Here is a 19,310-nt window from a genome sequence, read left to right on the forward strand (position 1 = left end):
CCGTCAGGAGTCGGGGGGTGCCTCACGCGCTGCCAGACAGGCGTCGAGAAGGGTCGAGTCCGTCAGCAACGGCTCGGTGTAGAGCTCGAGCATCGGCAGCGCGAGGCGTTCGGTGTAGGCGCGCAGCCTGGCAGGAAAGGTTTCGAGGTCGAGGTATTCGTCGGGACCGGGAAGGTCCATGAGCACGGCGCCGACGCTGAACGAGATGAGGGCACGTGCTCGTTCGGAGGGGAACCGGCTGGGCCGCACGGTTCCGGCGGCCACAGCCTCCTCGAGATAGGCCTCGGTGTCGGCGACGAGCCGGTCGAGGAAGTCGGCGGCGGGGGCGCCGCCGGTCCGGAGGGTGCGGAAGAGGTAGGCGACCGTGGTCGCGTAGTTCTCGATGTGTTCCATCTGGTCGTTCAGCGCGGCCGGTCCGACCTTCGGGTCGAGGACGGCACTCTTCGCCTGCCGGATCCCGTCGAGCACGTACCGGTCGCAGTGTTCCTTCAATCCGGCGCGGGATCCGAAATGGTGCACGATCAGCGAGGCGCTGACGCCGCACTCGGCGGCGATGGTCCGCAGCGGCACGCCGACCCCGTACGCGGCGATGCACCGGATGGCAGCGTCGCGGATCCGTGCACGGGTGGTGAGGTCGTCACCGGCGGCGGTTGAATGCACGTTTCAAGGATTGCACACGTGTTCAACCCGATCAACGCACCGTATGTGTCATCTCACGGCATGTGCCATCGGAGCACGTGCCGCACCGGTGCGCGGGCGCGCTCAGGTGAAGGCCATGACCTCGGTACCCCAGACCCGGCGCATCTCGCCGTCCGGATCCGACTCGACCCTGTCCGTGGAGTCGATGAGCAGGGTCGAGCGTTCCTCCGCCTCGTACTGCGGCCAGTGCTTCGAACCGTCCAGTGCCGCCGGCACACCGTGGTGCGCGAACGCGAACCAGCGCCGCTGCACACGACCGGAGACCTCACCGGCGGCCTTGCGGCCGCCGAGCCAGAAGGACGGATCCCGGCCGAGAGTGCCGAAATTTCCGAAGACATATGGCAATTCGGTCGCGTGCCCGGCTCCGATCCGGGCGGCCTTGAGCATCGGGGTGGCGTGGTCGAAGCGGTACACCCAGGTCGGCGAATGCGCGCTGTGCGCTTCGGCGACCCACAGCACCGGCATGCGGAAACCGGCGTCGCGCGAGAGCGCCATCGCCCCGATGGGTTTGGGCAGGTCGGGATACGCCGCGACGATCTCGGCGAGTCGCTCGGCAGGCAGATCCGTCCGGTCGTCGGCCAACGCCGCCAACATGGCCTGCACCGCCGTGTCGTCGACGGGCATCAGCGGGGACTTCATGAAGCGGAAGATGGACGGCTCGTCCTTGTTCGAGCCGATGATCAGCGGGATCCGGTGCGACAGCCCCTTCTGGAAGGCCGCGACCGGATATTTCGGCACCAGGCCGCGGTCGACGACCGGTGTCATGGCGAGCGTCCCCGGCACCTTCGTCGGAGTCTCGGCGACGAGCACCTCCGACGCCTCGACCAGCGTGTCGGTCGACATCGTGAGTAGTTCGGCGGCCCGGGACGGCGACAGGTCGAGGATCTCGAGGAAGCGCTGTGCAACGGTCGCGGCACGGTCGCTGCCGTACACCGAGGTGGCGGGCGGCGACTGGGCGATCGCACGATGGAAGAGGCCCTTGGCCTTCGGGACCGTCATGAGCGTGGTGATCGACCCCGCACCCGACGATTCGCCGAAGAGCGTCACGCAGTCCGGATCGCCACCGAAGTCGGCGATGCAGTCGCGCACCCATTCGAGGGCGGCGATCTGGTCCCGGAGGCCGACGTTGGATTCGAAGGTGGTCCCGGGCGTGGAGAAGGACGACAGGTCGAGGAAGCCGAGCGCGCCGAGCCGGTAGTTGATCGTGACGATCACGACATCGCCGCTCTCGCACAGGTTTCGGCCGTCGTAGATCTTCTGACCGGAGTAACCGAGCACGTAGGCGCCACCGTGGATCCAGACCATGACGGGGCGTCGGCGTCCGTCGAGCGACGGCGCCCAGATGTTGAGCGAGAGACAGTCCTCGCTCAACGTCATCTCGGGGTCGATCCCGATCGGGCTCTGTCGGCTCTGCGGAGCTATCGGTCCGAACCGTGCGCCGTCGAGGACGCCGTCCCACGGTTCGGGCGGTAGCGGCGCCCGAAACCGCCGGGAACCGGTCGGGGCCGCGTACGGGATGCCCTTCCAGACGTAGACCTCGCCGTCGCGATACCCCCGGACCTCGCCGTACTTGCAGGCGACGGTGAGCGTGTCGTCGTCCATGTGACCTCCCACCCGAACCGGTACCGCCGTGCAGCACCGATCACTTCGTTCGTCGACCTACCGATTCAATGATGGTGGATACCGGGCGGTTCGTCAGCCGGCCGCGGAAAGAGGCGCGGGGGCCACGCAGTCGACGAGGTCGATCACGAGTGCGTCGAGCACGTTGCGCAGGTCGCCGCGCGCCGAGTCGGCCAGCGCCGGGAAGACGGTGGCGAGCGCGATGGGCACGAGCGAGGCCTGTCCCAGCAGGATCCCCATGGCCGCATCGAGCTTGACGACCTCATCGTGCAAGCGGGCGTAGGTGGTGGTGTCCATGCCGTGCGCCACGGCGATCCGGTCGGGCTCGCATGCCGCGGCGTCCGCCACCATCCGGGGCAGGTCCGCCGCGGTGATCTCGTCGGCACTCATGCTTGCAACGTCGAATTTACGCAACATCTCGCCTTCGTTCGTCCCCCAGGAGCGACGCCGGGCCGCGCGCCGCAGTCGAAACATACAGTCAGTGTGGCCCGAAAAGTACGGGATGTGTAGAAGGTCCGGAAAACTTTTTGCACTGCCGGTACCTGACAGAAGGTACATCGCCGAGAACCCGCCTCCGCCCGGAATCGTCACTCTGAGACCAGGACCACAACGATTGCTCAGCAAACCCTCGCGACCTGGATGAACGGGCGTATCCTCGTAAATCCGAAGTTCGTGCAGCCACCCCGACCGGGTCCGACCACAACTCCGGGCAGACCGAGGAGGTGCCGGTCATGAGCGTCGCCCGCACCGAGTTGCTCCCTCTGCCCACGCACCACGCGACCACGCGCGAGTTCGCGGGGGTGAGCACTCGGTCCCGTGCCTTGTCCTTCTCGGTGCGCCGTACCGTGCGGCCGTTCATCGAGGCATGGTCGTACGCCCCGACCCTCCCCTGGCCGGCGTCGGCGATAGACCACCTCGCGTTCCCTCTCGTGCCCGTGCCCGGCACACACCGCCGGCGAGTCGACCTACCGATGTGCCCGGCGGAACTGCTCTGGGCGCCGGGTGCCGCACTCCCGGCCGCGCAGGTCGATATGGACGGCACCGCCGCGCAGGTCGGTATGGACGGCACCGCCGTCCTGTACCTGCACGGCGGCGCGTTCCTGTGCTGCGGCCTCACCACGCACCGCCATCTGGTCTCCCGCATCTCCGCCACCACCGGCGCGCCGGTCCTGGCCGTCGGTTACCGCATGCTGCCCCGCCATCCGATCCGGCGCGCGGTCGAGGACGGCCTCGACGGATTGCGCTGGCTCGTGGCGCACGGCCACCCGGCCGAGCGTGTCGTGATCGCCGGGGATTCCGCCGGCGGCTTCCTCACCTTCGCCGTCGCCCACGAAGCCGTACGACTCGGCATCGGCCGCCCGGCCGGCACCGTCGCGCTGTCGCCCCTCACCGATCTCGACCCGCGGGGCAAACTCGACCATCCCAACTCGCACCGGTGTGCCGTCTTCCCGCGACGCGCCGTCGCTGTGCTGTCCACCCTCGTCGAACGCGCCGAACGCCTCGGCGGCGAAGGCGCCGAACCGGTCGCCTCCCCCGTCGATCTCGATCTGTCGGAGATGCCTCCCGCACTCATCCAGACCGGATCCGAGGAGATGACCTACGTCGACGCCGAGTTGATGGCCCGGCGACTGCAACTCGCCGGGGTCTCCGCCGAACTCCAGGTGTGGGAGAAACAGGTGCACGCCTTCCAGGCCGCGGCGGGGGTCGTCCCGGAGAGCGGCCGCGCGATCGCCGAGATCGGCCGCTTCGTGCGTGAACTGCGGTGAACCCGCTAACCCGCTAACCCGCTCCCCGGGTGCCGCTGCCCTCAGGCCCGGCCCGTGAACAGGTCGTTGCGGTCCTCACGGGCACCGGCTCGTCGTCCCCGACCCCATCCGACGACGGCGCGGTAGCGCCCGAGCGCACCGGACTCCGTGAGCGCATCGACGTCCCGGTGTGGCGAATCCTCGCTCACCGCAGCCGAATAGGGTGCGACGTAGAGAGCGTCGGCGGGGCAGTTGACCTCGCACATGAAGCAGGTCTGGCAGTCCTCCTGGTGCGCGACAACGGGAAGCCCCCACCGGTACCGCGCACCGTTCCCTCGAGGACCGCCCGCACCGGGTACATCTCGGTGAACGGGTCGATCCCGGCCTTGTCCAGAGGCAGGAAGTAGTTGGGCTGGGAACGACGCATCGCTTCGCGGTGGTCGGGATGTGCCCGGTCGAGACGGGCGTGGACCGGGATACCGTCGAGCAGGTACCGCATGGCGGTCGCGCGGTCGTCGCCGAGCCGCACACGGGCGTCGTCGTAGAACGTCGCGAACTGCATGAACAGTCCCTTCGTGTGCCCACTCCAGGAAGGCGCGAGCGCGTAGGCCGAGGAGAACTCCATCCCGGAGAACTCGGCACCGGCCTCGGCGGCCATGAGGTGACCGTCGCCGGTGTCGACGTCGGTACCGAAGCTGCCGGAGAGGAAGGCACAGCCTCCCGTGGCGAGGACGACCGCACCGGCACGCGCCGTCCACGGCTCGTACCCCTGCCGGCGGTGGACACCGGTCGCGCCGGCCACCGCACCGTCGGTATCGACGAGCAGTTGCAGGGCGGGCGACTGATCCAGGATGCGCACGCCGGCGCGGTGGACGAGGCGGCGCATCCGCCGCATGTACTCGGGTCCCTGCAAGCTGCTGCCCCGGCGACGTCCGGTCTCCGGGTCCACGCCGAAGGGATAACGGCCGTGGACGGCGAGGTCGTCGACGCGTCGATAGGTCTCGTCGAGCACCCGGTGCATCCAGGCGGGATCGGAGAGCAGTCCCCCTTCGATGTGGCGGCGGTCGACGGCCGCGGCGCGCTCGGGTCCGGGCGGCAGGTACCAGAGGTTGTTGCCGCCGGACGCGGTCGGGCCGCTCGTCCCGCAGTAGCCCTTGTCGGCGAGGACCACGCGACTCCCGGCCCGGGCGGCCGCGAACGCCGCCCAGGTACCGGCCGGTCCCCCGCCGAGCACGAGGACGTCGGTGTCGATCTCCGTCCCGTCGCTGACGGTCATATCGACACGCGGATCGCGTAGTCCGCCACGGCATCTGCGGTGCATTCGGCTACCCCGGCCGATATGGCGACGATCTCCACGAACGGATCTGCCGACTGTACTGCGGGGATGCGGGCCGGCAGCGTCCGGACGAGACGGATGATGGCGTCGATCATGCGTCGATGGTCGACCATCTCCGGACGGATCGACACGGTTTCGCTCGCCGGGATCGGAACACTCCGGCGGGCCGTCGGCGGCCGAGAACCGTGCGCTCGCGCGGGCCGCCGGCGACCGCGCACCGTGCGCTCCGGCGAGCTGTCGCTCGTGCGACCGAGCGGAGGAATGCCTGTCGGTACCGGCGACTAGTCTTTCTCTCGGCTCGACCGCACAGAGAAGGGGGTCCGATCATGGCCGACGCGCAGACCCGGTTCGACCAGGACGTCGATGCGGCCTGGCGCGAGTTCCGCACGCGCCTGGCCGACCATGTCGCGGCCATGAGCGACGGCGACGGCCTGGTCCTCGAACCCTTCACCGACGAGGCCGGCGGCCCGGCGGGGCCGTGCGTGCAGTTCTACGCGTGGGGAGACCGGCTCGTCCGCTGCGAGGTCCCGTCCAACGCCCACCTCGCCCCCGACCGGCACCTCACGCCGGTCGACGAGCAGATGCTCCTCGAACTCGGGCTGAAGGCGCCCTCCCGCGGACCGGACGATCCGGAGGACGACGGATCCCCGGCGTTCTGGATCGATCGTCCGGGCAGCTGGGCCGATCAGCTCGCCGTCATCGCCGTGCGTGCCCTGCGCTCGGTGTGGGGCGTTCCCCATCCCCTCTTCCTGCGGGCCGAGACATTCGGGACGGAGCGCTCGGTCGCCGAGCTCACTTCGTTCCTCGTGCCCGAGACGCCGCAGGCCGGTCGCACGCAGGCCCCGGAGGTGCCGCTCGCGGTCGTCCCCAGCGGCGACGACCACGTGCGCGAACTGATCGAATCCACCCTGCACGAGCGGATCGACGATCTGCCCGCCTGGGACGAGGACGGCGATCTCGTCCTGCGGATCGCCGGGGTCCTGGTGTTCGTCGGTGTCGGCCCCGGAGGCGGCACCGTCGACCTGTTCGCACCGATCGTCCATTCCATCACCGGACGCACGCGGGCCGCCGAGATCTGCGTCGACCTCAACCGCCGGTGGCCGCACCTGAAGTTCGTGCTGGTCGACGACCGGCTCGCGATCGTCGACCATGTTCCGGCCGCGCCGTTCGCTCCGGCGCACCTGCTCGGATCGCTCGAGACCATCACGCAGTTCCTCGACACCGTCGACAGTTCGTTCGCCACCCATATCGGTGGCTCGTTGCTGCGCGATCAGGGATTCGACGGGGCGACGGGTGGTGCGGCCGATCCGCCCTGGGGCGACGTCTCGCAGTTACCCGACGCCGAGGACGATCTGCCGGTGGCCCTGCTCGCGGTGCGCGACTTCCATCTCGACGGCGCGACCGATGTCACCGCAAGCACCGTCGCGGCGATCGGCGATCGCAATCCCGAGCAGTTGCGGCGGTTCCTCACCATCAGCACCGAACTGCAGGTGTGGTGGGACGGCGAGTCGCAGACCCGCGAGGCAGCGCTCAACACCGACGGTGCTCGCGAGGCACGGGCTCGGGCACTCGAATGGGAGGCGACGAGCCGCTCGCTCGCGGAGGCTCTGCAGTTCCTCGAACAGGGCGAGGGTACCGATTCGACCGGATCGCGCGCATCGAGATCGAGCGCCGGCCGTGAGGCGTCGCCCGAGCAGCCCGCACTGTTCGACAACCCCGACGAACCGACCCTCTTCGACGGCTTCGGCGATTACTCCTGAGCCGATCCCGCTCGGGACACGGCGCGACGGAGCGCGTCGACAGCGGCGTTGTCGAAGCCGACGAGTACGACGGTCTCCACATCCGTCTGTGTCTCCCGGATGGTGGTGACGGCCTGCAGGGCGGCGTCGTCGAGTGGCCAGCCGTAGACGCCGGCCGAGACGAGCGGGAACGACACCGTGCGGGCGCCGAGGTCCTGCGCGACGAGCAGACTGTTGCGGTACGCCGAACGCAGGATCCCGGATCGGTCCTCGTGCGCCGACCACACCGGGCCCACGGTGTGGATCACCCATCGCGCCGGGAGACGCCCCGCGGGAGTCGCCACCGCACGGCCCGGTTCGAGTCCGTCGGGTAGCGAGGTCGCGCGGAGTTCGCGGCAGGCCGCGAGGATCTCGGGGCCGCCCGCTCGGTGGATCGCACCGTCCACTCCCCCGCCCCCGAGCAGGGACGAGTTCGCGGCGTTGACGATCGCATCCACCGCGATGTTGGTGATGTCGCCGTGCGCGATGTCGAGAGCGGTCACCCTGTCGACCATATGTTCCGCGCGCTGCCCCCGAGTCGTTTTGCTGGCATGATTCAGGACCGTGACGTCCTCGGCGAAGCTGCGCGAACTGGCCGGAAAGCACGGCATCACCACCACCTACACGGGATGGGGTGGACGCGACCACGATGTCTCCGACGAGACGTTGCGGCGCGTACTCGCCGCGCTCGACGTCCCGGCCGGGACGGACGACGAGGTCGTGGCATCGCTCGCCGACTTCGACGACCGCCCGTGGCGCTGCATGCTCCCGCCCGCGCTCGTGGTCGTCGAGGGCGACGACCGGACGTTCCCGGTGCACGTGCCGCACGGCGACCCGGTGTCGGTGTGGGTCGTCGCCGAGGACGGGGCGGAGGTCGACGTCGAGCAGCTCGACGTGTGGGTGGACCCGCGGACCGTCGACGGCCGGCTCGTGGGCCGCGCGACCTTCGCCGTTCCGCGCCTGCCCCTCGGCTGGCATGTCGTGCACGCCCGCAGCAACGACATCGAGACCACCGCGCTCCTGGTCGTGACCCCGCGCCGGCTGTCCACCGCCGACCGGCTGCTCGAGAAGAAGCGCTGGGGCCTTGCGGCCCAGATCTATTCGGTGCGCAGCCGCCGGTCGTGGGGCATCGGTGATTTCGCCGACCTGGCCGATCTGGCGGCGATCACGGCCGGTTACGGCGGCGACTTCGTCCTGATCAACCCCGTGCACGCGGCCGAGCCCGTGCCGCCGCACGAACCGTCGCCCTACCTGCCGTCGTCGCGGCGTTTCGTCGACCCGCTGTACCTGCGTATCGAGGACATCCCGGAGGCGGCCTACCTCCCCGCGAAACACCGCAAGGAACTCGACGAGCACGCGCAGCGCGCGGCGAAGGCGAACCGGAAGGCGCGGCGTCTCGACCGGGACGCGACTTTCCGCGCGAAACTCGACGTCCTCGAGCGCGTGTACCGGGTGCCGCTCGGCCCGGCCCGCCGCGCACGGTACGAGGCGTTCTGCGCCGAGGGCGGGCAGGCGCTCGACGACTTCGCGCTGTGGTGCGCGCTATACGAGAAGTTCGGCGACCGCGCCGACCGGTGGGCGTCACGCGCTCCGAGCCCCGACGACCCGAAGGTCACCCGGTTGCGCGAGCGACTGGCCTCGCGGATCGACTTCCACCGCCGGCTGCAGTGGTTGTGCGACGAGCAGCTCGCGAACGCTCAGACTGCTTCGCTTGCAGCAGGTTCCGATATCGGAATCCTGCACGACCTCGCAGTGGGTGTCGGCCCGCACGGCGCCGACGCCTGGACGCTGGGCGACGCGCTGGCGTCGGGCGTCACGGTGGGCGCCCCCGCCGACGACTTCAACCGCAACGGCCAGAACTGGAATCAGCCGCCGTGGCGGCCGGATCGTCTCGCGGAGCTGGGATACATCCCCTTCCGCGATGTGGTGCGCTCGGCGTTGCGGCACGCGGGTGGTGTCCGGGCCGATCACATCCTGGGACTGTTCCGCACCTGGTGGGTACCGGAGGGGATGTCGCCCGCCGACGGCGCGTACGTCCGCAGCGACCACGAGGCACTCGTCGGCATCCTGGCGCTCGAGGCGCATCGCGCCGGCGCCGTGGTCGTTGGTGAGGACCTCGGGGTCTTCGAGGAGTGGGTGCAGGAGTATCTCGCCGAGCGGGGGATCGCCGGGACGTCGATCCTGTGGTTCGAACGCGACGAGGACTCCCCACGCGGGCCGGAAACCTACCGCACCCTGCGCCTGACCTCGGTGACCACACACGACCTCGCGCCCACCGCGGGATACCTTGCGGGCGACCACATCCGGCTGCGGTCGGAGCTCGGCCTGCTCGAAGGCGACCTCGACGCCGAACTCACCGATGCGGAGGCCGAACGCGACTCGGTTCTGGCGCTCGCGGTCGAACGGGGTCTGCTCGACGAAGGCGAGACCGACGTCGATCGCCAGGTCGAGGCGCTGCACCGGCTGATCGCGGCGAGTCCGTCTGCGCTGCTGGGCGTTTCGCTGGCAGATGTGACCGGCGAGCGTCGCAGCCAGAACCAGCCGGGCACCGTCGACGAGTATCCGAACTGGCGGGTTCCGCTCGCCGATGCCCGCGGCAAGGTCGTGCTCGTCGAGGATCTCGTCGACCACGACGGATTCGCGCGACTGGCCCGGGCAGTCTCCGGAGACACCTCACCGGTGGAGTGACACCACACGAACACTGCGACCGCCGATCCGGATGCCGGATCGGCGGCCGCTGCTCGGGTACGCGCCCCTAAAGCATCACTTCGCGTACAGAGCGTCGATCTCGTGGGCGAAATGCTCGGTGACAACGTTGCGCTTGATCTTCAGCGTCGGTGTGAGCTCACCGGACTCCTCGGTGAGATCGCGGTCGAGAATGGCGAACTTCTTGATCGCCTCGCTGTGCGAGACGAGGGTGTTGGCGTCGTCCACGATGGTCTGCATCGCGTCCCGCAGCGTGGCGTCGTGGCGCAGGTCGGCGATCGTCGCACCGCTGGGCTTGCCGTTCTCGGTCTTCCAGTTCTCGAAGACGTCCGGATCGACGGTCACCAGAGCGGTGACGAAGCTGCGTCCGTCGCCGACGACGACGGCCTGGGAGACGAGGGTGTGCGACCGCATGCGGTCCTCGATCGGCCCGGGTGAGACGTTCTTGCCGCCGGCGGTGATGATGAGGTCCTTCTTGCGCCCGGTGATGGACAGGTAGCCGTCCTCGTCGAGCGAGCCGAGGTCGCCGGTGCGGAACCAGCCGTCGTGGAAGGCACCGGCAGTGGCCTCGTCGTTGCGCCAGTAGCCGTCGAAGACGACCATGCCGCGCAGCTCGATCTCGCCGTCATCCGCGATGCGCGCCGAGTTCCCGCCCATGGGACGCCCGACGGTGCCGATCTTCTGCGCGCCGGGCGTGTTCACGCTGTGTGCGGCCGTGGTCTCGGTGAGGCCGTAGCCCTCGTAGATCGGCACGCCGACGCCGCGGAAGAAGTGACCGAGACGGGCACTCAGGGCACCGCCGCCGGAGATCGCGTACCAGCACTCGTTGCCCATGGCCTCGCGCAGCTTGGAGTAGACCAGCTTGTCGGCGAGGGCGCGCTTGGCCTTCAACGTGAAGGTGGGGCCGCCGTGGTCGAGCGATTCGCTGTAGGCGATGGCGGTGCGCTCGGCGAAATCGAAGATCGCCGCTTTGACCGGTCCGCCGGCCGCCGCCTTGCCCGCTGCCGCGTCACGCACCTTCTCGAAGACGCGCGGCACACCGAGGATGATGTTCGGCGAGTACCGGGCAAACTGCGCGGAGACGGTCGAGAAGTCCGCCCAGTGAGCCTGCGCCGTGCCTGCTTCGAAGAGCGCGAGCGACACCGCGCGCGCCAGCACGTGCGCGAGGGGCAGGAAGGTCAGGCCGCGGTTGCCGGGCTTGGCGACGATACCGATGTCCGAGGTGAGGATGGACCGGACCTCGGCGAGGAAGTTGCGGTGGGTGAGCATGCAGCCCTTGGGTCGCCCGGTGGTTCCCGAGGTGTAGACGAGGGAAGCCAGGCCGCCGGAACGGATTCCGGCCAGACGCGTGGTGATCTCGGCGTCGTCGACCTCGGCACCATCGGCCGCAAGCGTGTTCACCGCGCCGTCCTCGATCTGCAGGATGCGACGGAGGGTGTCGGGCATGTCGACGAAGAGCTTCTCGTGCCGCGCGGTTTCGACGACAGCGAGGACGGCCCCGGAGTCCTGGAGGATCCAGCGAATCTGCTCGGTGGACGAGGAGTCGTAGATCGGTACCGACACCGCGCCGGCCGTCCAGATCGCGTAGTCGAACAGCGACCACTCGTAGCGGGTGGCCGAGAGCAGCGCGACACGATCGCCGGGCTGCACACCGTTGGCGATCAGGCCCTTTGCGACGGCCTTCACTTGGTCGGCGAACTGCTGCGCAGTGACCGCGACCCAGTCGTCACCCTGCGGCCGGGAGTACATCACGCGGTGCGGAGTCTTCTCCGCATGGGTGAACACCGTGTGGACGACCGATTCGTCGTCACCAATGGTGAACGGGGCCGGGGTCGAGTACTCACGCACTGCAATCTCCATCGTTCTGGTCGGGAGTCCGGTCGTCGGAATCGATTCCTGCGCGGAAGCGGCGCAGGAGATCCACGAAGCGTTCGAGTTCGTTCTCGTCCCAGCCCTCGAGGCCGGCGCGGACGTCGTCGAGACGACGCACGACCGCACCTTCGAGAACTGTCGCTCCGTGGTCGGTGAGCCGGAGCGGATGTCCGGCACGTGCCGGACCCGTCCCCGCCTCGACCCAGCCCGCATCGACGGCGTGACGCAGTTGGCGCGACACGGTCGAGCGGTGGACACCGAAGACCTCGGATATGTCGGTGGCGCGGCAGCCCGGATTTCGGGAGATGAAGCCGAGAAGCGAATGCTGGACCAGCGAGAGTCCGCTGTCCTGCGTTCGTGCTCCGGACGTCAGGAAGCGCAGGAGAAGCACGAACTCCTCGTATACGCGGGCAACGCCGTCCGCAGACGGCCGCCGGGCCTGCCGATTGTGTTGCACAGGGCAACTATAAACGCGAGTGAGGCACGGCACGAATCCGCGCGGTGTCCTGCCGATTTCCGGCCTGCCTCTCCACAGCCCGTGCGCGCACCCGGTGAACTCGTCCGCCCCGCTCGGCGTTCACCGGGCTAGCCTGTCTGTCCGTACGGCGTCAGCACTCGGGAGAAGAGGTCGGATGGGCGAACACATCGGTCGCGACCTGTTCCGTCATCTCGTCGCCGACGAAGCGGACGAGTACCTCGCGGTCATGGACTGCTTCACCGACCTCCTGCTCGCCGATCTGTCCGCCGACGATATCGCGGTCTCGTGTGCGCGGCGCGGGGTGGCGCTCGACATCGCGGTCGTCGATGCCCGGTGTCGCAGCCTGGTCCGGTGGGGCAATCTCGCACTCACCAGCGGCGGAACCGACGGTGGCGGCTCCCACCGGCGGAGCGCTCCCGAGACCGCCTCGACCGAGGTCCGTGCCCGATACCGGCCGACACCGGCCGGGCTGCGGGTGCACCGCGAGACCGGCAGGCTTCTCTCCACCTCCGACGACGTGCGCGGCGTGGCACGCGTGTCGCTCCGTTGTGTCGCGGACGGGCTCGCCCGCATCGAGGAGCTGCTGGTGGACGACGGGAACGTGCCCGATCGGGACGAGCTGGCCGCCCACGTCACCGCCCTGTTCGCGCACCACCGGATGTTCACCGACAGCGTCGCCGATTTCTATTCGCACCTCGCCGAGATCCTGAGCCGTCTCGAGCACTCCGGCCGTCCCGAACACTCATCCGATCGCGAACGCGCCGGGGCGGTCGACGATCACGCGGAGACCAAGAACCTGCTCCTCGACTACGTCGACGTCATCGGTTCGGACGTCGAGCGCCTCGCCCCTCTCGTCGCCGGCAGGCTCGACCGGATCAGGCCGCGTCTGGACTCCCTGCTCGCCGCGTTGCGCGAGTCCGGCCTGCCGAACACCGTGCCCGGGTCCCCCGGTCGCCGTCGCACCGACTGGGACGAACTGGCGCAGTGGTACGCCGAGGACGCCGGCCCGCGCCGCATGCGCGAGGCAGCGGCGGAGGCGCTGAACCGGCTGCTCGTGCGCACTCGGCGGATCATGGCGAGCACGCCGGGCTTCTCGCACCGCGCAGATCTCCTGCGCCTGGCCCGGTGGTTCACCGAGTCCTCCGACGAGCAGGGCCACCGGTTGTTCGCCGCGACCTTCGGTGCCTTCCCGAGCCGGCACCTGCTGCTCGGCCCCGACGAGACCGACCCGCGAGTGGGTGCAGGCACGTCGTGGTGGCGGGCCGATCCCGTCGTCGTGCCCGTGTCGTTGCGCGAACGCGGCGACCACACGTCCCTCGCGGCCGTCGGCCGACTCCCCGATTCGATGCCCGACCGGGTCCGGGCCGACGAACTCGCCCGGCGAGAGTCGCGCCGCCGCTCCGACGCCGTCGCCGAACTGAGTGCGGCGGGCGACCTGCACGGAGCGGACCTGTCGGCGGAGGCGCGCGACGTCCTGCTCGACGTCCTCGCCGCCGCGCTCGCGGGCCACCTCACCACCGACGGTCCGGTGCAGGTGGACGATCCCGATCTCGGGTTGTCGCTGACGGCGGAGCCCGGCGCCGACACCGTGGTGCACTCCCCCGACGGCGATCTCACCGTGCACGGTTTCTCGTTGCGCACGTCGGTCACGGCATCGCTCGATCACAGTGCGGCGGCGCCATGAGCACCTCGTACGCGAGCACGGTGTCCGGGGACGTCTCCGGTCGGCGGGACGCGGCGCGGGCGATGCTGCAACAGCCGATCGTCACCGCCGCGAGCGAACGGGAGACCTTCGACCTCGTTCGGCGCCACGCCCCGGCCCTGAAGTCGATGTTCGCCGACCGCCTCGGATACCGGCTCGTCGTCGAACCGACCTTCGCCCGTCTGATCAAGGCACCGCTCGGGCCCACCTCACCGCACCGGGCGCTCCGCCACGCCGACGGCACCGAGTTCGGCGCGATCACCTACGCGTGTCTCGCGCTGGTGTGCGCGGCACTGCTCGAACCCGGGACCGGCGAGAGGGTGTCCGTCGACGACCTGCTCGAGCAGGTGCGCGCCGATGCGCGCGAGAACGGGATCGTGTTCGGCGACCCGGTGTCCGAGGAGCGGAACCTCGCTGCGGCCCTGCGCGTCCTCGAGGAATGGGGCGTGATCGCCGAGTCCGGTCACGGGGACGAGGTGAGCGGCGACGAGGTGAGGGGCGACGGGCCGCATCTCGACGTCCACCGCGACCTGCTCTCCCAGCTGCTCGACACTCCCCTCCATGGGATGCCCGGTCCCGCAGCGGTACTCGCACGTCACGAGCACGAACCCGCCGCTCTCCGCCTGTACCGCAGGCTCGTCGAGGACCCGTTCGTCGCGCGCGACGAACTGGACGACGAGTCGGCGACGATCCTCGCCCGCGACCGGCACGAGCTCGCCCGGATGCTGGAGAACGACTTCGGCCTCGTGCTCGAGGTGCGTGCCGAGGGTGCGCTCGCGTACGACCCGGCCGGCGTGCTCACCGACGAGGCGTTCCCGGGGTCGGGCACCCTGAAGCACGCCAGCCTGCTGCTCCTGGCCGAACTCACCGAACGGTTCGGCGACTCGGCGGCGACCACATTGCACGTCGACGCGCACAACCTCGACTCGGTTCTCGCCGATCTCGCCGCCGCGCGTTCCCGCACCTGGAAGAGCATCTATGTCCGCGATTTCGCGCTCCTGCGCCGGGACGTCGTCGCTCTGCTCTTCCGGCTCGGACTGGCGCGCCCGCACGAGAACGGACTCGAACTGACCGCACCCGCCGCCCGCTACCGCCCCGTCCCCGCCGAAAGCAAGTGTCGATGACCCACTCGTCCGACCCGTCCGCCCTCGACGAGAACTCTCCACCCCGTTTCCCGGATCGCTGGCGTCTCCACCGCGCCGGCATCGTGAACGTGTGGCACTACCTGGACGTCGAGTTCGTCCTGTCCGGTGGGCGGATGATCCTGCGCGGCACCAACGGATCGGGGAAGTCCCGCGCCCTCGAGATGTTGCTGCCCTTCCTGCTCGACGCCGACCGCAGGCGCATGGACGCGACGGGCGCCGCGAAGGTCGACCTCGACGAACTCATGCGTACCGGGGCCTCGGACACCACCGACCGTGTCGGCTATCTCTGGCTCGAACTGGCGCGCCCCAGCGGACATTTCACCGTCGGGGCGCAGGTCCGGCACCGCGCCGACGCCCGTCGCAGCGACGTGCACTTCTTCACGACACCTTTGCGTGTCGGCACCGAGTTGCACCTCGTCGATGACGCCCGCATCCCGCTCTCGCGGGAGCGACTCGCCGAACTCGTCGGTGCCGACAACCTCACCCGTGATCCGGAGCGGCATCGCGAGACCGTGCGGAAGTCGGTGTTCGGCCTGCACGCGGAGACGGGACGCGAACGCTACGACGGCTTGTTGCAACTGCTGCACACCCTGCGCTCACCCGATGTCGGCCACCGCATCGACGAGGGACGCCTCCCTCAGATCCTGTCGGATGCGCTGCCACCGCTGACGGAGAACATGCTCGCCGAAGCGGGAGGTCGCCTCGACCTGCTCGGTGACACCCGTCAGGAACAGGTCCGTCTCGAAGCGGCGCACGCACACGTGCTGCGGTTCCACGAGGTGTACCGGCAGTACGCTGCGGATCTGCTGCGCGCCGGCGCCGAGACCGCGCGCGACCTCGCGCAGCGGGTCGTCGAGACGCGACGCGCACTCACCGTCGCGGAAGCCGAGGCGGCCGACCTCGACGCGCAGGCCGCCGCCGCGGACACCCGCCTGAAGGAGCGCCGCGACCAGGTCGCCGAACTCGACCGCGCGATCCGCGGACTCGAGACCCACGAGATGTTCCGGTCCGCGGACGATCTCGCGCAGCGCCAGCTCGCCGTCGATGCGCTCCGCCGCGCCGCCGAGCACGCAACCGCCGCCGCCGATCGCAGCCGCATGCAGGAACGGCGCCACACCGACCACGCGGCCCGCCTCCTCGACGAACTGACCTTCTCGGTCACGCGTGCCGCGAGACGGCTTGCGACGGTAGGTCGCGACCTGCTGTCGGTGGGTCTTCCGCACGACACCGCGCCGACCACGCTGCACTTCTCCGCCGACCGTCCACCCGCTGTGCTCGAGCCCGTGCGCACCGGCATCGACGACACCACCGAGCAGGTGGTGCGGCCGGTGGTCGCGACGGTCTCCTTCGACGCCGGGCACGTCGACGAGGTCCGGGGCGCGATCCTGCGTGCCGCCGAGGCGACCCGTCGCCGGCGGGACCAGGCGGGTCGGCGACTGCTCGAGGCGCGTCGGCTCGACGCCGCCGCGCATGCGGTCCGGGAAGCCGCGGCGGCGGCCGACCGCGCGGCCCGCGACGCCGAGCAGCGTGCCGTCGAGGCCGCCGAGACGGATGCCGGTGTCGGTGCGGCCGCCGCCGGTCTGCAGCACCGGTGGCGCGAGTGGATCACCGCCGACCGCACGACGGCTCTGCTGCCGGAACTCGATCGGGATCGGGTCATCCTGATGCGCCGACTGTCCACGCGACTCGACGCACTGATCGACTCGTCCCCCACCGACACCGGCGACACGGACTCCGAGGACATCGACCTCGATTCGGCACTCGCAGAGCTGGATTCGCTGCCCACGACCGCCGCTCGGTCCGCCCTGAGCGACCTCGCCGGCGCCCCGGCCGAGCGCGAGCGCCGCGAACGTGAGGCGCGGACCGCGCGCGAGGACCTCGTCCGCGAACAGGCGGCACTCGACGCGATCGGCGAGGGACCGGAACAGGCGCCCTGGCACGTGCGCACCGACGGTGTCCCACTGTGGCGGGCGGTCGAGTTCGTCGACACCCTCGGGGACGACGATCGCGCCGGAATCGAGGCGGCGTTGCTCTCCGCGGGTTTCCTCACCGCCACGGTCGACGGCGAGGGCCGCTTGCGTGCGCTCGGCGGCCAGGTCCTCGTCTCGCCGCGCGGTGAACCACCGGCGCAGCCCCTGTCGACGGTCCTGCGTCCCGACCCCGAGGCCGACGTACCGCGCCCGGCGATCGAGGCGGTCCTCAACACGATCGGATTCGAGGACGCCACCGCGGTGGCCTCGGTCTCACGGGACGGCCGCTGGCACAACGGAGTTCTGCGCGGGCGCCACACCGCCGAGGCCCCGCGCAGCATCGGCAGTCCTGCCCGGGAGGCCGCAACCGCGGCACGTCGGGTGCGTCTCGACGAGATCCGCGCCGAACTCATCCGGATCGACCTGGCGGTGGAACAGCTGCGCGTCGACTATCCCGACGCGGCGCACCGGCGGGCGGAGATCGACGCACACCTGTCGACCGCGCCGACCTCACACGCTCTGCGCGCCGCGCTCGAACGACGTCGGCACGCGTACGCGCACGTGCGGTCCGCGGCGAACACCGCGGTGGAACTGCGCGAGCGGGCGACGACGCTGCGTGCTCGCTGGACCGCCGAGCTCGACGCACACCGCACAGCGTGCGAGCACTTCGGCGTGCCCGGCGATGTTCCGGAACTCGAGGCGCTGGTCGCCGGATGCGCCTCCGCAGAGACACTGTGCACCGAGCTGGCACGCGATCTCGGTGACGTCCTTGCTGCCCACGTCCGGTTCACGGATGCCGCCGAACGGTGCGTGCAGGCCACCGCCGAGCGGATCGACTCGGAGGAGATCGCCGAATCGTGCCGCTACGAATGGCACGCGAAGGCCGCGGTGGTCGCTGCCCAGACCGCCGCTGTCGACGTCGACGCCGCCGACCTGGCGCAGGAACTGCGTGACTCGGAGGCCGAACGGGCACGCGCCGACGAACAGTTCCGGCGCACGGTCGCCCATCGCGACCATCTCGGCCGTGCCGTCGCCGAGGTGCTGCAGCGATGTGCTGCCGCACGCGAACGGCTCGACCGCGACCGTCGCGAACTCGCCGCGGCCGCCGAACTGCTCGCCGCTCACCTGCAGCTGCCCGAACTACGCGGCGCACTCGAGGAGAATCCGGAGTCGGACTCCGCCTCTGCCCGGACGGTTCTGCCTCCCGTCCACCTCGAGGATCCGGATCACGTGCTCTCCGTGGCCCGCACCCTGCTGGCCACGTTGCCGCCACGCACGGGAGTCGACGAGAACGCGATGCTCGTCGCGCTGCAACAGTTCGACCGCGACCTCACGGCCCGGTTCGACATCGAGCACACGGTGACGCACGGCGCCCATCGCGTCCGGATCGCCGGGGCGGGTGACGACACCACGCCCGCGGGTCTCTCAGTCACCCTGACCCGGCAGGTCGAGGACGGCCGGCGGGCACTGTCGCAACGCGAACACGACGTGTTCACGGGATTCGTGCTCGGCGGTGTGGCCGACGAACTGCGCCGGCGGATCGAGCGGGCACGACAGGTGATCGCCGCGATGAACGACAGTCTCGCCGACAGCCGCACGACGCACGGGATCGGCGTGAGGATCGAGTGGCGCCCCGGTGGCGAGGACGCCGACGCGGCGCGGCTGACGCAGCTGCTCACCGCCACCGAGCGGTCACCCGAGGATGCGTCCGAACTGGTCGGGGTGCTGCGGCGCCGGGTGGAATCCGCCCACACCGCCGATCCGTCCGCCGGCTACGCGCAGCACCTGTCGCAGGCACTGGACTACCGGCGCTGGCACGAGGTCGAGGTGACCATCCTCGGCCCCGAACCGGACCGGGAGAGGCGGATCTCCGCGCGCGCCAAGATATCCCAGGGTGAGACCCGATTCGTGTCGTACGTGGCGCTGTTCGCGGCGGCGGACGGCTATCTCTCGGGCCTACCCGACACCGGCACCGCACTGCGGCTCGTGCTGCTCGACGACGCGTTCGCCAAGATCGACGACCCGACGATCGGTGAACTCATGGGTCTGCTCGTACGGCAGGATATCGACTTCGTCATGACCGGGCACGCACTGTGGGGTTGTGTGCCGGAGGTGCCCGAGCTCGACGTCTACGAGGTCCGGCGACTCGCCGACGGCGCGGCCGTGACGACCCGCGTGCACTGGGACGGGCGCGTCCGGCAACTCCGACCGCTCACCGAGCTGCAGACATGACAGTGGTGGGAGCGATACGTATCGCTC

At 70.1% G+C, this 19,310-nt stretch carries 13 protein-coding genes and 2 pseudogenes; 6 read left to right on the plus strand and 9 right to left on the minus strand.

Annotated elements, in window-relative coordinates; translation table 11 throughout:
* Nucleotides 1-3: 3 nt before the first annotated feature.
* From AC6CID_RS14250 to AC6CID_RS14260, 3 genes are all read right to left on the minus strand, one after another.
* A complete protein-coding gene (locus AC6CID_RS14250; RefSeq protein ID WP_006552906.1) occupies nucleotides 4-660 on the minus strand; it encodes a TetR/AcrR family transcriptional regulator in 657 nt (218 codons plus the stop codon).
* 102 nt (nucleotides 661-762) lie between these two features.
* Nucleotides 763-2,301 (minus strand): carboxylesterase/lipase family protein, encoded by a 1,539-nt coding sequence (locus AC6CID_RS14255; protein WP_498354103.1) that lies wholly within the window; start codon nucleotides 2,299-2,301, stop codon nucleotides 763-765.
* 93 nt (nucleotides 2,302-2,394) lie between these two features.
* The gene (locus tag AC6CID_RS14260) at nucleotides 2,395-2,709 is read right to left on the minus strand and encodes a non-ribosomal peptide synthetase (RefSeq protein ID WP_228044996.1); all 315 of its coding nucleotides are present in this window, start codon (nucleotides 2,707-2,709) and stop codon (nucleotides 2,395-2,397) included.
* 341 nt (nucleotides 2,710-3,050) lie between these two features.
* Between AC6CID_RS14260 and AC6CID_RS14265 the strand changes: the two genes are divergently transcribed.
* A complete protein-coding gene (locus AC6CID_RS14265) occupies nucleotides 3,051-4,085 on the plus strand; it encodes an alpha/beta hydrolase (RefSeq protein ID WP_264721788.1) in 1,035 nt (344 codons plus the stop codon).
* 41 nt (nucleotides 4,086-4,126) lie between these two features.
* On the opposite strand, the pseudogene AC6CID_RS14270 reads toward AC6CID_RS14265, so the two are convergent.
* From AC6CID_RS14270 to AC6CID_RS14280, 3 genes and pseudogenes are all read right to left on the minus strand, one after another.
* Nucleotides 4,127-4,375, minus strand: a pseudogene (locus tag AC6CID_RS14270) (4Fe-4S dicluster domain-containing protein); the annotation flags it as partial.
* Nucleotides 4,375-5,340 (minus strand): annotated as a pseudogene (locus tag AC6CID_RS14275) (FAD-binding protein); the annotation flags it as partial. The pseudogenes AC6CID_RS14275 and AC6CID_RS14270, both read right to left, overlap by 1 nt.
* On the minus strand, nucleotides 5,337-5,495 hold the full coding sequence (locus AC6CID_RS14280; protein ID WP_019288929.1) for a hypothetical protein: 159 nt from the start codon (nucleotides 5,493-5,495) through the stop codon (nucleotides 5,337-5,339). The gene AC6CID_RS14280 and the pseudogene AC6CID_RS14275, both read right to left, overlap by 4 nt.
* A gap of 231 nt (nucleotides 5,496-5,726) precedes the next feature.
* Between AC6CID_RS14280 and AC6CID_RS14285 the strand changes: the two genes are divergently transcribed.
* Nucleotides 5,727-7,160, plus strand: coding sequence for a TY-Chap domain-containing protein (locus AC6CID_RS14285; RefSeq protein WP_094980679.1), 1,434 nt, complete (start codon nucleotides 5,727-5,729; stop codon nucleotides 7,158-7,160).
* On the opposite strand, the gene AC6CID_RS14290 is transcribed toward AC6CID_RS14285, so the two are convergent.
* The gene (locus AC6CID_RS14290; RefSeq protein WP_094981099.1) at nucleotides 7,151-7,681 is read right to left on the minus strand and encodes an O-acetyl-ADP-ribose deacetylase; all 531 of its coding nucleotides are present in this window, start codon (nucleotides 7,679-7,681) and stop codon (nucleotides 7,151-7,153) included. The genes AC6CID_RS14285 and AC6CID_RS14290 overlap by 10 nt on opposite strands.
* Before the next feature lie 61 nt (nucleotides 7,682-7,742).
* On the opposite strand from AC6CID_RS14290, the gene malQ reads away from it, so the two are divergent.
* Nucleotides 7,743-9,866, plus strand: a complete 2,124-nt coding sequence (gene malQ, locus AC6CID_RS14295; RefSeq protein ID WP_498354104.1) for a 4-alpha-glucanotransferase — start codon at nucleotides 7,743-7,745, stop codon at nucleotides 9,864-9,866.
* A gap of 75 nt (nucleotides 9,867-9,941) precedes the next feature.
* Here malQ and AC6CID_RS14300 read toward each other — a convergent pair whose 3' ends face one another.
* Nucleotides 9,942-11,732 carry an AMP-dependent synthetase/ligase gene (locus AC6CID_RS14300; RefSeq protein WP_064061204.1) on the minus strand — a complete coding sequence of 597 codons (1,791 nt, stop codon included), beginning with the start codon at nucleotides 11,730-11,732 and terminating at the stop codon, nucleotides 9,942-9,944.
* Nucleotides 11,725-12,213 carry a MarR family winged helix-turn-helix transcriptional regulator gene (locus AC6CID_RS14305; protein WP_094980682.1) on the minus strand — a complete coding sequence of 163 codons (489 nt, stop codon included), beginning with the start codon at nucleotides 12,211-12,213 and terminating at the stop codon, nucleotides 11,725-11,727. The genes AC6CID_RS14300 and AC6CID_RS14305 overlap by 8 nt, the downstream gene beginning before the upstream one ends.
* Before the next feature lie 175 nt (nucleotides 12,214-12,388).
* On the opposite strand from AC6CID_RS14305, the gene AC6CID_RS14310 reads away from it, so the two are divergent.
* The 3 genes from AC6CID_RS14310 to AC6CID_RS14320 are packed head-to-tail and all read left to right on the plus strand — an operon-like array spanning nucleotide 12,389 to nucleotide 19,283.
* Nucleotides 12,389-13,918, plus strand: coding sequence for a DUF2397 domain-containing protein (locus AC6CID_RS14310; RefSeq protein ID WP_094980683.1), 1,530 nt, complete (start codon nucleotides 12,389-12,391; stop codon nucleotides 13,916-13,918).
* Nucleotides 13,915-15,060, plus strand: a complete 1,146-nt coding sequence (locus AC6CID_RS14315; RefSeq protein WP_498354105.1) for a TIGR02678 family protein — start codon at nucleotides 13,915-13,917, stop codon at nucleotides 15,058-15,060. The genes AC6CID_RS14310 and AC6CID_RS14315 overlap by 4 nt, the downstream gene beginning before the upstream one ends.
* The gene (locus tag AC6CID_RS14320) at nucleotides 15,057-19,283 is read left to right on the plus strand and encodes a TIGR02680 family protein (RefSeq protein ID WP_498354106.1); all 4,227 of its coding nucleotides are present in this window, start codon (nucleotides 15,057-15,059) and stop codon (nucleotides 19,281-19,283) included. Before AC6CID_RS14315 ends, AC6CID_RS14320 begins: the two co-directional genes overlap by 4 nt.
* Nucleotides 19,284-19,310: the final 27 nt, after the last annotated feature.

The sequence above is a fragment of the Rhodococcus sp. GQ147 genome (assembly GCF_059759155.1).

Excerpts from the sequence above, each read along its gene's own strand:
- AC6CID_RS14285 (WP_094980679.1), top strand. The coding sequence starts at position 5,727 with ATGGCCGACGCGCAGACCCGGTTCGACCAGGACGTCGATGCGGCCTGG.
- AC6CID_RS14315 (WP_498354105.1), top strand. The coding sequence starts at position 13,915 with ATGAGCACCTCGTACGCGAGCACGGTGTCCGGGGACGTCTCCGGTCGG.
- AC6CID_RS14260 (WP_228044996.1), bottom strand. The coding sequence starts at position 2,709 with ATGAGTGCCGACGAGATCACCGCGGCGGACCTGCCCCGGATGGTGGCG.
- AC6CID_RS14310 (WP_094980683.1), top strand. The coding sequence starts at position 12,389 with ATGGGCGAACACATCGGTCGCGACCTGTTCCGTCATCTCGTCGCCGAC.
- AC6CID_RS14255 (WP_498354103.1), bottom strand. The coding sequence starts at position 2,301 with ATGGACGACGACACGCTCACCGTCGCCTGCAAGTACGGCGAGGTCCGG.
- AC6CID_RS14320 (WP_498354106.1), top strand. The coding sequence starts at position 15,057 with ATGACCCACTCGTCCGACCCGTCCGCCCTCGACGAGAACTCTCCACCC.
- AC6CID_RS14280 (WP_019288929.1), bottom strand. The coding sequence starts at position 5,495 with ATGATCGACGCCATCATCCGTCTCGTCCGGACGCTGCCGGCCCGCATC.
- AC6CID_RS14265 (WP_264721788.1), top strand. The coding sequence starts at position 3,051 with ATGAGCGTCGCCCGCACCGAGTTGCTCCCTCTGCCCACGCACCACGCG.